The organism is Corynebacterium sp. ACRPJ (assembly GCF_022347345.1).
In the GTDB taxonomy this organism is placed as follows: Bacteria; Actinomycetota; Actinomycetes; order Mycobacteriales; family Mycobacteriaceae; genus Corynebacterium; species Corynebacterium tuberculostearicum_D.
On record NZ_JAKRNC010000011.1, the window covers coordinates 1 to 13871 of the forward strand.

Consider the following 13871-nt stretch of genomic DNA (forward strand, 5'->3'; position numbering starts at 1 on the left):
GCCTCGGGAGGACGCCCCGGTTCCCTCGCCGCCGACCGAGCCGCCTTCGCCATCGACCGCGGCGCCTTCGCCTGCGGACGCGGCACCCACTCCTTCGTTTAGGCCAGCACCCAGTCCGGCTCTGGGCTCGGCTCGTGCTCCCCAGCAACAGCCCGCGCCAGCACCCCGCCCGCAACCTGCGGCGCCGGCCCCACGCCCACCCGCGCGGGACAAAATCGGCCTGCCGAACCTCAATATTCCGCCGCACGAGGTGCGCGGCCGCATCGAGGACGCGGTGCCTGATATGCCGGCAGTGCCCGCCGTGCCTGCGCCCGCCCCGCCGCCTGCGCCGCCGCTGCCTCCCGCGCCGCGGATTCCGGGCCTCTAACTCACCGCTTTCAACCCCACGATGCCGCCGATGATCATGGCGAGGAATAGCACCTTCCACACGGTGGCGGCCTCGTGGCCGGCGGCGAAGGAATAGATAACTGCCACCGACGCGCCAACGCCCGCCCACACCGCATAGGCCGTGCCCACCGGGATGCTGCGCATCGCCCACGCCAGCCCGCCCATGGAAATCGCGCAGGCCACGAGGAAAATAAGCGAGGGCCACAGGCGCGTAAAACCTGCGGACTTATCCAGCGCCGCCGCCCACACGGCTTCGAATGCGCCGGAGAAAATCAAGATGAACCACGCCATAACTGCTTCCTGGCCGTCTTGTCGCGTTGCCGGGTACGGCTCCCTCGTCCGGGGCTCGCGCAAGACGCGGCGAACCTGCACCCAATGATGGCACACTAGAAAACCATGAAGATTGCATTTCTTGGAACTGGCCGCATGGGAACCGAACTAGCCCGCCGCCTGCTCAAAGAGCAGGACGGCATCGAGTTGACCGTCTGGAACCGCACCGCCGAGCGCGCCCAGCCGCTGGTGGAGGAAGGCGCCGAGCTTGCCGCCTCGCCCACCGAGGCCGTGGCGAACGCCGAGGTCATTATCACCTCTCTCTTCGGGCCTGACGATGTCCGCGAGGTCGTCATCGAGCCGCAGCTCATCCCCGCCGGCGTGACCTGGATCGACACCACCACCGTCTCGCCCAACGATGCCCGCGAATTCGCCGCCGCCGTGGACACCTACGTCCACGCCCCGGTCGTCGGCACGCTCGGCCCGGCCCGCGAGGGCAAGCTCGGCGTCTATGTGGGCACGCCTGACGACGCCCGCCGCGAGCAAGCCATGTCCCTCGCCGAGTCCTGGGCGGGCGAAGACAAGCTCATCGGAGTGGAAGCGGCGGCTACGGCGGCCATCGGAAAGCTGCTGGCGAACCTCGCGCTCGCCGTCACCGCCGAGGGCCTGCTCGAAGCCCTGCAGCTCGGCGAGTCCGAGGGTCTGGACTCCGAGGTGGTGCTGCAGATGCTCGATATCACCGGCCTGTCCTTCATCGCCAATATGAAGGCGCCGTTTATCACCGGCGAGCGCAATACCGACCCGGGCGATTTCACCGTCGACGCCCTAGCCAAGGACGCCAAGCTCATGGAGATGACCTCCACCAAGCCGCTGCCCGCCCTGACCGCAGCCATCGGCCGCTTCGAGGAAATGCAGGCCATGGGCCACGGCGATCAGGACTTCTCCTCCATCTTCGTCTTCCGCAATAAGGGCTAGTTATCCACAGGCCCGCCGGGCGTGCGGGCCAAAATTCGCCCTGTGAGCCCTAGTTATCCACAGGTTCGCGCGCTCGCCCTCGCACAGGTTGCGCGCCGTGGCTTAGGCTGCGGGGCATGACAGCTCTTCAGACCTATCTCGCGGCCCTGGCGCCCGGCATCGACATCGTTGCCGGGTGCGCCGGCATGTCTGAAGACCAGCTGCGCGCTGCCGGTGCGCCCAATAAAACAGCCCGCACTTTGCTCACGCTTGCCGACGCCCTCTTTGCCCCCACCTCCTTTGCCCGCCTGCAGCGCCAGGCGGTTACCGCAGCCCGCGACCGCGCCCACCCGCTGCCCACGCTGGAGGTAATCGAGCGCTACGCATCCCGCGCCAAGACCAAGCGCGACGCCTGGCGCCTGCGCGTGGAGCTGTGCCGCACCGCCGCCGATACCGATGAGATGGAAAAGCTGGCGCGCAAGAAACTGCGCGAGCTCAATCCCCCGGCCCCGCCGCGCCCCGGCGTGCGCATCCGCCGCCGCAAGGACGCGCCGTGGACCCTCGCGATTACCGGGCCTTCCTCACTCATCGCGGACTTGGAATCCAGCTTGGACGAGGACGCGCCTCTCGATTCCGTTGCGGAGCTCTTCTCCCCTTCCGGCGCCGCCCCAGCCACCCGTCCAACCATTACAACCAATGCAATTATCACGCTCGACGAACTCGACCGCATCATCGATGGCGACGGCGAGGAAATCACCATCCAGCTCACCAACGGCGCCCGCCTCACCGGCGCGGAACTCGTCTCGCGCACGCTGGCAGAGCGCGGCCTTATCACCCTCGTTCACCCCTTCGAGGGCGCGGTCAACCTCTACCGCACGGAACGCATGGCCAACGAGAAGCAGCGGCTCATGGCTGCTGCGGAAAATCCGGTATGCCCCTGGGACGAATGCAACTATCCGGCGGATAAATGCCAGGTGCACCACTTGCAGGCGTGGCGGCACGGCGGCGATACCAATATGGCAAACCTCGCCACCTGTTGCCCGTACCACAACGGCGTCAACGACGATGACCCGAATGCCCCACCGGTGCGCGGGCGCCTCGTTCGGCGCCGAGGCCGCGTGGTGTGGCAGCCACCCTGGGCTGACACCGCGCCAGCACCGCCATCGGCCCACTAGCCTCTAAACCGCCAGGCAGCAGGATGCCCTGCTGCCGCATTGGCATGCCCGCAGCTAGCGAGCCCCGCAGCTAGCGAGCGATACGAGCCGCAGCGGCGCGGGCGTCCGCGATGACATTGGGTACGCCAACCCCGCCGGCCCAAGCGCCGGTGGCATCGATGCCCGGCGTCGCCGCGAGGGCGCCGCGCGCGCCGGCCACGGTTTCCAGGTGGCCGGCATCAAAGCGTGGCAGGCCGCCGAACCAGCGCTGGGTGAAAATCTCGGCGACGCCCGCGGCGCGGCCGTCGAAGCCGGTGAGGCGCTGGAGGTCGTCGAGGGCATAGTCGACGAGGTCATCTTCCTCGGCGCGGACGATGGCGTCGTCGCCAAAGCGGCCGAAAGAGGCGCGCACCAAGGCACCGCCGCGCTCGGCCAAGTGCGGCCACTTGCGCGAGGACAGCGTGAATGCCTTGGCGTGAACGTCGTCTTGGTCGGTGGCAACGAGGATGCCGGAGTTCTGTGGCAACGCGTTGCCGGACGGGTCCGTGTCAGACTCGAACTTCAGGCCCACGACTGCCGACGCCGCCAGCTTCACGCTCTTCAACCGCTCCGCCGCCCGCGGGGACACCTTGGGGAGCAGGCGCGCTGCGGTCGGGGCCGGGGTGGCCACCAGCACGCGGTCGAAGGGGACGGTATCGCCGGGTGCGCCGGCCAGGCGGAATTTCTCGCCCTCGCGAGTGATGCCGGAGATGAAGGTATCGAGGTAGATCTTGGCGCGGGATTTATCGGCCAGCGTCTCGTAGAGTTCTGCGTAGCCGCCGCGGAAGGTCTGAAAGACGGGTCCGCCGCTGCTCGGCTTGGCCGCGCGCGCTTCTTCCAACGAGCGGACCGCGGCCGAGAGGGTGACCGGGCCGCGCGCGGAGAGCGCGTCGAGCGTCTCGGCCAGCGCCGGGATGGTCGCGCGCACACCCAGGTCATCGGCCGAGCAGGAGTACACGCCGCCGAGGAGGGCGGAGATGACGTGGTCAACGAGGTCGTCGCCAAACTGCTGGCGCACTAGGCGGCCGACGGAGACGTCGCTGCCGGCCGTCCACTCGAAAGGCTCCTCGTTATCGATGCGGCGGGCAGTCTCGGCCGAGACCAGGTGTGCAACCGGCTCCGAGTGCGAAGGAATGCCCATCATCCCGCCGCGCGGCAGCGGCTTAAGCTCCCCGGAGTACACCAACGAATGCAGGCCGGAGGGCTCAACCAGGCTGTCACCCAAGCCGAGGGATTCGATAAACTCCACGGCGTCGTGGCGGCGGGCGAGGAAAGCCTCGGCACCCATATCGGTGGGTCCGCCATTAAACGGCACGGAGTACAGCTTGCCGCCGATACGGCCGGCGGCCTCGAAAACCTCTACGTCGTGGTCGCGCAGCTCGTAGGCGGCCGTCAAGCCCGCCAGGCCGGCGCCAATAATGGCAATACGCATTTAGCCCTCCTCGTGGATGATGGATACGGCGCGGGTGATTGCCTCCGCGTCGGTAGTTGGCAGGACCCCGTGGCCGAGGTTCCAGATATGGCCGTCGATATCGCCGCGCTCGCGGGCCCGGTCGACCTCGCCGCGGATGGTGCGCACGGCCTGGCGCACGGCGTCGTCGCCGGCAAAAAGCATGGCCGGGTCGAGGTTGCCCTGCAACACGCGGGCGCTTACGCGCTCGGCCGCGGCGTCCATGGGCACGCGATAATCGACGCCCATAACTTCCGACCCCGCCTCCGACATAGCCGGCAAGAGCTCGCCGGTGCCGACGCCGAAATGGATGCGCGGGATAGTCACGCCGGCCAGGATCTCCCGGGAGTACGGCAGCACGAATTCGCGGTAGTCACGCTCGTTGAGGTAGCCGGCCCAGGAATCGAAAAGCTGCATGGCGTCAATGCCGGCGTCGACCTGCACCTGCAGGAAGCGGGTGATGGTCGGCACCAGACGGCGCATGAGCATGTGCCAAGTCTCCGGATCGGCGTGCATGAGGGCCTTGGTGCGCTCGTGGTTCTTGGATGGCCCGCCCTCAACGAGGTAGCTGGCCAGCGTGAACGGCGCGCCAACAAAGCCGATGAGTGCTTGGGTTTCGGTGAGCTCGGCCAGGATGCGGGCGATGCCCTCGGTGACCTCGGGGACGTCGGTATCCAGCAGCGGCAGCTTGCCGACGTCCTCCCTACTCCGCACCGCCTGCTCCATCACCGGCCCACGGCCCGGCACAATATCGACTTTGACGCCCGCGGCCTTGAGCGGGACGACGATATCGGAGAACAAGATGGCGGCATCGACGTCGTGGCGGCGCACCGGCTGCAGGGTGATTTCTGCCAGCAGTTCCGGCATGAAGCAAGAATCGAGCATGCTAATCCCCTCGCGGGCGGCGCGGTACTCCGGCAGTGAGCGGCCGGCCTGGCGCATGAACCAGACTGGAGGGCGGGAGGGGGTGCGGCCGAGGGCGGCGTCGATAAGCGGGGCACGATTGAGTCGAGACATGCCCCAATTATGAATCAACAGTTGGAGTGAGGGCTAATTAGCCACGCAAGCTGCGGTCCTTGATGAAGCGGTTAGACTGCGGCTGGAAAAGCAGCGCGAGGGCGACGATCAAGGTGATGGGGATAATCAGCAACCCGAGCCCACCGATGCCGAGCGCGAGGGCGGCGATATTGGTAAAAAGCGCGAACGCGATGACCACGGTAATGATGCGGCGCGCCCACTTGGACCCGCCGGCCAGCTGCGCTGCGAAGAGCGCAAGCAGGATGGCGCCGACGGCATTGGTCACCGCGACAAACAGGCGATTGGAATGGAGGTACTCCGCGACCTGCGCATTCTGCGGCTCCACCTGTGGCCCGCCCGAGCCGAAGATGCCCACCATGCCGCTGACCAGCATGATCACGGCGCTGACGACGAGCACCCAATATGCCCAGCGCAGCGGTCGCGGCCACGCGTCGAGGTTCTCCTTGGCGGAGGTGTTTCGGGCCGCGCGGTTATAGTCGCGGGGTCCGGGCCGCTCGGTGTTATTCATCGCTTGTCCTCCCTGTCGGCACGGTCGGCGCGGTCGGCACGGTTGGTGCGGTCGGGGTGTTCGCGCTTGCTGTCGTCACGCTTGCCGCGCTGGTCGTCCTTGGAGCGCGTGCGCTCTTCCTCGGCGCGCTTCTTCTCGCGCTGCGCTTGCTCGAGTTCTTTTTCCAGCTCGCGCATCTGTTCGAGTTCGCCGGTGTAGTCCAAGGTCTCGGCCCGCACGGAGAAAATCAGGCCGAGCACCGCCGCGACGCCGACGAGAATTTGCACCATGCCATCGGCGGCAAAGAGCCAATCGGGCACGTCCGCGCCGGCTGGGGTGACCATGAAGGTCAGCAGGATGCGGAATCCGAAGTAGATCGAGAAGGCGAACCACACGCGGCGCGAGGTGCCGGCCCGCTTGCTGCGGTTAGCAAGGGACCGCAACAGGAAGGCCAACAGCACGATAATCGCCAGGGATATGGCCGCTGAGAGTGCGACGGAGCCGTAGGCGGCGGTGCGGAGGAAGGCGTCGGAAAGCTGGGCTTCATCCACGCCAGCCGGTGCGGACTTAGCCATCTCCTTGGCCTGTGACATGAGTACGTCGTGGTTGAGCAGCGTGAGCACCACGTTGAGCACCTGGTGCACGGCCTCGCCGCATAGCGCGCCCAGCCACAGCCACAGCATGTACGTCACGGACTCCGGCCGCTGCTGCTGCCGCGGCGGGCGTTGCGTGCGAGGGGCAGGGGCGGGCGACGGGGGCGTAGCAGTCACAGGGATCCTTTACTTGAGCAGGCGGGCGGCTTCGGTAGCGAAGTAGGTCAGAATCTGGCCGGCGCCGGCGCGCTTGAATGCGGTCAGCGACTCGAGCATGATGGCTTCGCCGTCGATCCATCCGTTGGCGGCCGCGGCCTTGACCATCGCGTACTCACCAGAGACCTGGTAGACCGCGACCGGCACGGGAGAAGTCTCCGCCACGGCCGAGAGCACGTCCAAGTAGGGCAGACCGGGCTTGACCATGACGAAGTCCGCGCCCTCTTCGATGTCGAGCTCGGCTTCGAGCAGGGATTCGCGGAAGTTGCGCGGATCCTGCTGGTAGGTGCGGCGGTCGCCTTCCAGGGAGGAACCGACGGCATCGCGGAACGGGCCGAAGAAGGCGGAGGCGTACTTGGCGGAATAAGCCATGATGGCCACGTCCTGGTGGCCGGCCTCGTCGAGATCGGCACGGATGGCGCCGACCTGGCCGTCCATCATGCCGGACGGGGAGACGATTTGGGCGCCGGCGCGGGCTTGGGAGCGGGCCATGTCTTGGTAGAGCTTGACGGATTCGTCGTTAAGCACGCGGCCTTTGTCATCCAGCACGCCGCAGTGGCCGTGGGAGGTGAACTCGTCGAGGCAAGTATCGGCCATAACGATAAGGTCGTCGCCGAATTCCTCGTGCAGGCAGGAAATGCCGCGGTTCAAAATGCCCTGCGGGTCCCAGGCGACGGAACCGGTATCGTCCTTGTCCTCATCGAGCGGCACACCGAAAAGGTCGATGCACGGCACGCCGGCCTCCAACGCCTCCTCGGCCGCGCGGCGCAGGGAGTCGAAGGTGTGCTGGTAGACGCCCGGCATGGAGGGAATCTCGCGCGGGGCGTCGAGTCCGTCCACGATGAACATGGGCAGAATCAGGTCCGAGGGGCGGACCTCGGTTTCGGCCACGAGGTTGCGCATCTGCGGGGTGGTGCGCAGGCGGCGTGGGCGGCGGGCTGGGAAGGTGCTCATTGGGTACTCCTTAGAGCGAGACTAAAACTTATGCCTTGTCGACCTTAGTAGCCTTCTTGCGCGAGCGGCGTTTCTTGCGCGGCGCGGGCAGGTTTCCGGCGGCGCGGAGGGCGGCGACGTGGTCTGCGAGGGCGTCGACAAGCGCGGGCACGTCGGCGACTTCGGGCACGACATCGACGCGCAGGCCCATCTCTTCCGCGGCCGCTCTTGCCGACGGCCCGATACACGCAATGATCGTCCGCTGGTGCGGTTTGCCTGCAATGCCCACCAGATTGCGCACGGTGGACCCGGAGGTGAAGGCGACGGCGTCGAAGCCGCCGGTCTTGATCATGTCGCGGATTTCGGCCGAGGGCGGGGCGGCGCGGACGGTGCGGTAGGCCACGACGTCATCGACCTCCCAGTCGAGGGCCTTGAGCCCGTCAACTAGGGTGTCGGCCGCGATATCGGCGCGCGGGAGCAGGACGCGGCCGACGGCGTCGATGTCTTCTACGAAGTTGGGGAAGACATCGAGCAGGCCCTCGGCGTTCTGCTTCTTCTTGTGTGGCAGAAGCTCCGGAACCATGCCTTTGGCGCGGATGGCGGCCGCGGTTTTGGTGCCCACGGCCGCGAGGTGGACGCCGGCGAAATCGCGGGCGTCGAGGCCGAGCTGGGCGATTTTATCCCACACCGCGGTCACGGCGTTGACGGAGGTGAAGACGATCCACTTGTAGCGGCCCTCGACGATGCCCTTGATGGCGCGGTCCATCTGCGCCGGATTGCGCGGCGGCTCGATGGAGATGGTGGGCACGTTTTGCGGGATAGCGCCGTAGCCGGCCAGGCGCGCGGACATCGGGCCGGCCTGCTCCTTGGTGCGTGGGACGAGCACGCACCAGCCATAGAGCGGGCGGTTTTCCCACCACGAGTACTTGGTGCGGTCGTCGATGCTGCGGCCGAGGGTGACGACGAGCGGGCCGGTGAGGTCCGCGTCGAGCTTGCCCATGGTGCCCAGCGTGGTCTCGTAGGTGCGCTGCAGGCGGGTGGTGCCGTGGACAGTGACAAATGCCTCGGTCTCGGCCGGCATGCCGCGCTGCTGCAGCTCGTCGGAGATGACCGGCAGGTCTTCCTTGGTGGCTTGCAGGACGATGGGCTGGGTGGCGTTGGCCAGCGCGTCCCAATCGGCGCCGTCGGTAACGTCGGCCTCGGTATAGGTCGAGCCGAGCGCAATGCCGGCAAAGGACGGCACGGTGGATGGCAGGGACATGCCCGGCACCACCTGGAATTCCAGGCCGGCGGACGCCACGGCGTTGATCTCGGCCTTGATGGACTCGCGGTGCAGCGGGTTGCCGGTGACCAGGCGGATGACATCCTCACCATCGGCCTCGACCAAGCACTCGCGCAGCTGGCCGACGATATCTTCGGCCGGCTCGTACAACACCGCGGCCGTTGGCGGCGCGGGGCGCGGCGGTTTGCGGCGCGCGCCCTTGGCTTTGGCATCGGCGCACATTTGGGCGTATTCGGCCTCGGCGGCGTCGAGAAGCTCTTGCGGAACGGGCAGCGCGGCGGCGACGGCATCGCGCACGCCCTGCATGACCTGCGGATCGGTCACGGCGATGGCACTATTTGCCAGAACCTCGCGGGCGCGGACGGTCAGCAGGTCGGGATTACCTGGACCAGCGCCCACAAAGACGATCTTGCCCAATTGGGTGTCTGGCGCGGCATTGCTCATAAAGTTCTTTTCTAAAATCGGGCGCGCGGCACCGCGCACGGACATGATCGCATGCGGTGTGGTTCCCCGCGCCGGCGGTGGGTGACACGGTCTTAACGGCCAAAATCCCAGGCCTTGCGTCCTGGGATGCCCTTAAAGGGGGCCGGATCATTGCGGGACAATGATCTGTGGTATCTACACCTTAAATTATTAGCGCCTAAAGGCGAAATTACTTGCCCAGCAGCTCGGCCGCGCCACCGGCGAAAAGCTCGTCCGAGACGCGCGCGCCAAGATCGGCGGCTTCGGCCGCGGAGCCGGAGGCGGTGGCAGTGAGCTGGCGGGATCCGTCGAGCGCGAAGACGCCGCCGCGCACGGTGAGCTGGTCGCCGTCCCAGCGCGAGGTGGCGGCCACCGGCGCGGTGCAGCCGGCCTCGAGGCGGGCCAGCACGGCGCGCTCACCGGCAGCGGCGGCCGAGGCACGGTCGTCGACAATGGCGTCTAGGGCCGCGGCGGCCTCGGTGCCGGCCACGGCCTCGATGGCGAGTGCGCCCTGGGCCGGCGCCGGCATGAAGACGGAGGGTTCGAAGATTTCGGTGGCGCGGTCTGCGTAGCCGCCGCGCAGCAGGCCGGCGTAGGCCAGCAGAACGGCGTCGAGCTCGCCGTCGGTGACCTTGGACATGCGGGTATCGATGTTGCCGCGCAGCGGGCGAATCTCCAGGTCCGGGCGGAGGGCGGCCAGCTGGGAGATGCGGCGCGGTGCGGAGGTGCCCACGCGCGCGCCCTGCGGCAGCTGTGCCAGGCTCAGGCCATCGCGGGCGACGAGCGCCTCGCGGGAATCCTGGCGCTGCGGCACCACGAGGCGGAAGCGTTCATCGGGCGCGGTGGGCAGGTCCTTAAACGAGTGCACGGCAATATCGCACTCGCCGGCATACAGCGCCTCGCGCAGCGCCTGGGTAAATACGCCGACGCCGATGCGCTCGACCGGCGCCATATTGACGTCGCCGGCGGTGGTGACGATGTGGAGCTGGGAGTCAAAGCCGGCGTCGATAAGCCAATCGCGCACATGGCCGGCCTGGGTGGTGGCGAGCTTGGAGCCGCGGGTACCAATCTGAAACATTTAGGCCTCCTTAGTCATGGTGGGCAATTCATTGACGGCCACGGACACACCGGAGCCTTCCAGCTGCAGGCCAAAGAGCTCCTGCAGGGCGCTTTCACTGCTGACACTGCTTTCCGACGCCGCCAGCTTCTTCGCCCTAACCGTCGGTTCATGCAGCAGTTTATCGGCCACGCGCTTGAGCGCGCGCTGAACGTCCTCGAGCTGCTTGCCCGCGAGCTCGGGGTGCTTGTGCTGCAGGCGCGCGGCCTCGCACTCGACGAGATCGGCCGCGCGGCGGTGCAGGGCGCTTACGGCCGGAGCGACGTCGCGCACGCGCTGGGCCGAGGTATAGGCCGCCAGCTCCTCGTCGACGATGTGGCGGGCCTGCGCGTGCGGGCTGGTGCCGGCCGCGACATCGGTATCGGCGGCCGAAAGCGACTTGCTCAGGCGCTCGATATTGACCAGGTCCACGCCCTCGGCCGCGGCGGCGGCATCGTCGATATCGCGCGGCAGGGAGAGATCGATGAGCATGAGAGCGCGGCCGGCGGGGAGGTCGGCGGCCTCGATGGTGAAGTTATCGGCGCCGGTGGCGGAGATGGCAAGGTCGACGTCGGAAAGCGCGGCGGCGCGCTCAGAAAAGTCCACGACGCGGGTGGCAACGCCCGCCTCCTCGGCGTGGCTGGCCAGGCGCTCGGCACGCTCGCGGGTGCGGTTGGCCAGCACCAGCTCCTTAACCCCCAGCCGGCCGGCGTGGGTGGCGGCGAGGGACGCCATGGCGCCCGCACCAAGGATCAGCGCAGTCTTGCCGGTCAGGTCCCCGGCGTCGAGGCGCTGCAAGGCCTGGTCGAAGGCGAAAGACACCATGGAGGCGCCGGCCTCGTCGATATCGGTCTCGGAGTGCACGCGCTTGCCCGCCCGCAGCGCGGCCTGCGCCAGCGCGTGAATGCGCGGGCCGACCGTGCCCTGCTCGGAGGCGGACTGGTAGGCGCTGCGCACCTGGCCGATGATCTGCTGCTCGCCCACCACCATGGAATCCAGGCCGGAGGTCACGGACATCAGGTGCTCGGCCGCGGCGTCGGCATAGCGCACGTAGAGGTAGTTGCGCAGCTCCTGCTCGCCCACGCCCGACACCTGGGTGAGCACGCGCACGACTTCCTGCACGCCGGCGTGGAAGGAGTTGGTGACGGTGTAGACCTCCATGCGGTTGCAGGTGGAGATAATCATCGCCTCTGACAGCGGCTCGGCCGCCACGAGTTGCCCGCAGGCGGAATCCTGGACCGCACTATCCATGCTCAGCTTTTCCAGCAGCGCCACCGGCGCCGACTGGTGGGACATGCCCACGACGAGCACGCTCATGCACAACACTCCTCAACCCTTTGATTGATTTTAATCCTCCAAAAGACTACCCGTCGGTGTCGCGGATCCCGAATCAACCGGCCAGCTCGGCCGCTAACTCCTCGTTGTCTACTTCCCAGCAGGCAAACTCTTCGCCGTCGATGACCACGACGGGCACGCGGTCACCGAATTCCATGGCCAGCTCCGCGTCCTCATCCACGTTACGCACGGCAAGCTCCGCGCCTGCCTGCTTGACGACGGGGGTGATCTGCTCCCTCACGCGCGCGCAAGAACCGCAGGTGGTGCGCACCATGAGCTCGACGAGATGCTGAGACATATTCTCCTCACAAGGACGGCGGCGGTGGAAACCATTACTATGGACACGTTAGTCCACCCCGCGTTTGCGAAAGCTGTTTGTCTCACTCGTGTCCGCTACCACTCCCCCAGGGTTCCCCGAATCCCCTCGCGACTTCTTGGCCAATTGGACCGCCTCGCGCGGTAACCTGCGCAATTTCTTGGAGACCCAAGCGCTCGCCCCGCTGGACGAGGAATCGCAGCGCACCGCCGGTGAAGCCGCGGCCGCCGCGGCGCTGGAGGAATTTGGGCTGGAGCTGGAGGATTTCGCCTCCGGCGTGGACTCGGTCACCGGTTCCTATGACGCGGCCGGCGCGCAGCGCATCACCGCCCAGGACCCGGACGTGCCGGTGGATGTGGGCGCGGCAGCGTTTTTCGACGTCGATAACACCCTCATCCAAGGCTCTTCCCTCGTGGAATTCGCCTTTGGCTTGGCGCGCAAGCGCTACTTCCGGCTTTCTGAAATCCTGCCGATAGCGTGGAAGCAGCTCAAGTTCCGCGTCTCCGGCAGCGAAAATGCCAAGGACGTGGCCGTGGGCCGCGCGCAGGCACTGGAGTTTGTCAAAGGCCGCAGCGTCGACGAGCTGGTGGATTTGTGCGAGGAAATCGTGGACGCCTCGCTGGCCCGCCGCGCCTACCCCGGCACCACGCAGCTGGCGGAGATGCACCTAGCCGCCGGCCAGCAGGTGTGGCTGGTCACCGCCACCCCGGTCCAGCTGGCACAGGTGCTCGCCCGGCGCTTCGGGTTTACAGGCGCGCTCGGCACCGTCGCGGAGGTCAAGGATGGCAAGTTCACCGGCAGGCTGGTCGGCGATATCCTCCACGGGCCCGGCAAGAAGCACGCCGTGGCCGCGCTCGCGACCATCGAGGGCCTCGATCTCTCGCGCTGCACCGCATACTCGGATTCGGCCAACGATGTGCCCATGCTGTCCATGGTCGGCACCGCCGTGGCCATTAACCCGGACCGCAAGCTGCGCGATATCGCTGGCGACCGCGGCTGGCTCGTGCGCGACTATCGCTCCGTGCGCCGCGCCATCCGCACCTATGGTCTGCCGGCGCTGGCCACCGCCGCCTTCTCCTATGGCGGCTGGCGCTACTATCGGCGGTAGCGAGGGCGGGAGCGGGCGCTGGGGGACGTCGGCAAGCATGCAAAAACCCTCCGCGCAAGGGCGGAGGGCAAGAAGCGGGCTGGGGTTTACTTGCCCAGCTTACGACGCTGCACGCGGGTGCGGCGCAGCATCTTGCGGTGCTTCTTCTTGGACATGCGCTTGCGGCGCTTCTTAATGACGGAACCCATGGAGTCCTCACTTTCGTGTAGTACGTACTGTCAAACTTGTCAGCGCTAAAACGGCGAAGGTGCACTCTTGCCGCCGTGGCCACACGGACCGCGGGCCACATCAGCGAGCCGACACGAATGCACACCATCTTACCCAGCACCCAGCCCGTGACCAAAAAGGGTCCGCGACAACAACAGTGAGAAACAACAGCGCCCACCACCGCTGACCACGAGGGCCAACAGAGGTGGGCGCTGTCTGTGCGGCGCGAGCCTAGGCTCCGTAGACGGAAGCCTCCAGGTACTCGTTGACGGCAGACTCGTGAACGCGGAAGGAGCGTCCGACGCGAACAGCCGGCATTTCGCCTGCGTGAACCAAACGGTAGACGGTCATCTTGGAGACGCGCATAATCTCGGCGACCTCCGCGATCGTCAGAAAGGTTCCCTTTTCTTCATTTGCCATATATATCTAACCCTTCAGCTCGTTACGCGCTGTAGGCTTCCCCTCCCACAGGACTTCACGCACGTGCTTGCCCTAGCCTATCGTGAAACATGTGACTAATGCGACCCAAGTGCCAAATTTTTTC

The 13871-nt window shown here is 66.9% G+C and carries 15 protein-coding genes and 1 riboswitch; of the genes, 3 read left to right on the forward strand and 12 right to left on the reverse strand.

The features are described from left to right. Positions 1-363: 363 nt before the first annotated feature. Positions 364-678: a multidrug efflux SMR transporter gene (locus tag MHY08_RS08355; protein ID WP_005327239.1), complete on the reverse strand. Its 315-nt coding sequence runs from the start codon at positions 676-678 to the stop codon at positions 364-366. An 8-nt stretch (positions 679-686) separates the two neighbouring features. Next, a riboswitch (guanidine-III (ykkC-III) riboswitch) is annotated at positions 687-752 on the reverse strand. A gap of 31 nt (positions 753-783) precedes the next feature. On the opposite strand from MHY08_RS08355, the gene MHY08_RS08360 reads away from it, so the two are divergent. Next, a complete protein-coding gene (locus MHY08_RS08360; protein WP_239236243.1) occupies positions 784-1632 on the forward strand; it encodes an NAD(P)-dependent oxidoreductase in 849 nt (282 codons plus the stop codon). A 116-nt stretch (positions 1633-1748) separates the two neighbouring features. After that, positions 1749-2786 (forward strand): HNH endonuclease signature motif containing protein, encoded by a 1038-nt coding sequence (locus MHY08_RS08365; RefSeq protein WP_239236246.1) that lies wholly within the window; start codon positions 1749-1751, stop codon positions 2784-2786. 70 nt (positions 2787-2856) lie between these two features. On the opposite strand, the gene MHY08_RS08370 is transcribed toward MHY08_RS08365, so the two are convergent. From MHY08_RS08370 to MHY08_RS08410, 9 genes are all read right to left on the reverse strand, one after another. Then, complete coding sequence (locus tag MHY08_RS08370) at positions 2857-4236, reverse strand: protoporphyrinogen oxidase (protein ID WP_239193837.1); 1380 nt, start codon at positions 4234-4236, stop codon at positions 2857-2859. Continuing rightward, a complete protein-coding gene (gene hemE / locus MHY08_RS08375) occupies positions 4237-5271 on the reverse strand; it encodes a uroporphyrinogen decarboxylase (RefSeq protein WP_239236248.1) in 1035 nt (344 codons plus the stop codon). 37 nt (positions 5272-5308) lie between these two features. Next, positions 5309-5800 (reverse strand): tellurium resistance protein TerC, encoded by a 492-nt coding sequence (locus MHY08_RS08380; protein ID WP_239193833.1) that lies wholly within the window; start codon positions 5798-5800, stop codon positions 5309-5311. Continuing rightward, positions 5797-6549 (reverse strand): hypothetical protein, encoded by a 753-nt coding sequence (locus tag MHY08_RS08385; protein ID WP_239236250.1) that lies wholly within the window; start codon positions 6547-6549, stop codon positions 5797-5799. Before MHY08_RS08385 ends, MHY08_RS08380 begins: the two co-directional genes overlap by 4 nt. A 9-nt stretch (positions 6550-6558) precedes the next feature. After that, on the reverse strand, positions 6559-7542 hold the full coding sequence (gene hemB / locus MHY08_RS08390) for a porphobilinogen synthase (RefSeq protein WP_239236252.1): 984 nt from the start codon (positions 7540-7542) through the stop codon (positions 6559-6561). Between the two features lie 28 nt (positions 7543-7570). Next, positions 7571-9247 (reverse strand): uroporphyrinogen-III synthase, encoded by a 1677-nt coding sequence (locus MHY08_RS08395; RefSeq protein ID WP_239236253.1) that lies wholly within the window; start codon positions 9245-9247, stop codon positions 7571-7573. 208 nt (positions 9248-9455) lie between these two features. Then, complete coding sequence (hemC, locus tag MHY08_RS08400; RefSeq protein WP_204610347.1) at positions 9456-10343, reverse strand: hydroxymethylbilane synthase; 888 nt, start codon at positions 10341-10343, stop codon at positions 9456-9458. After that, positions 10344-11678, reverse strand: coding sequence for a glutamyl-tRNA reductase (locus MHY08_RS08405; RefSeq protein ID WP_239236254.1), 1335 nt, complete (start codon positions 11676-11678; stop codon positions 10344-10346). Between the two features lie 73 nt (positions 11679-11751). Then, positions 11752-11994 (reverse strand): glutaredoxin family protein, encoded by a 243-nt coding sequence (locus MHY08_RS08410; protein WP_150851354.1) that lies wholly within the window; start codon positions 11992-11994, stop codon positions 11752-11754. A gap of 88 nt (positions 11995-12082) precedes the next feature. Here MHY08_RS08410 and MHY08_RS08415 point away from each other — a divergent pair, with 88 nt between their 5' ends. Further along, positions 12083-13120, forward strand: a complete 1038-nt coding sequence (locus tag MHY08_RS08415) for an HAD family phosphatase (RefSeq protein WP_204610349.1) — start codon at positions 12083-12085, stop codon at positions 13118-13120. 86 nt (positions 13121-13206) lie between these two features. On the opposite strand, the gene MHY08_RS08420 is transcribed toward MHY08_RS08415, so the two are convergent. Next, positions 13207-13308 (reverse strand): 30S ribosomal protein bS22, encoded by a 102-nt coding sequence (locus tag MHY08_RS08420; RefSeq protein ID WP_003855542.1) that lies wholly within the window; start codon positions 13306-13308, stop codon positions 13207-13209. 250 nt (positions 13309-13558) lie between these two features. Continuing rightward, complete coding sequence (locus tag MHY08_RS08425) at positions 13559-13747, reverse strand: helix-turn-helix domain-containing protein (RefSeq protein WP_005276651.1); 189 nt, start codon at positions 13745-13747, stop codon at positions 13559-13561. Between the last annotated feature and the right edge of the window lie 124 nt (positions 13748-13871).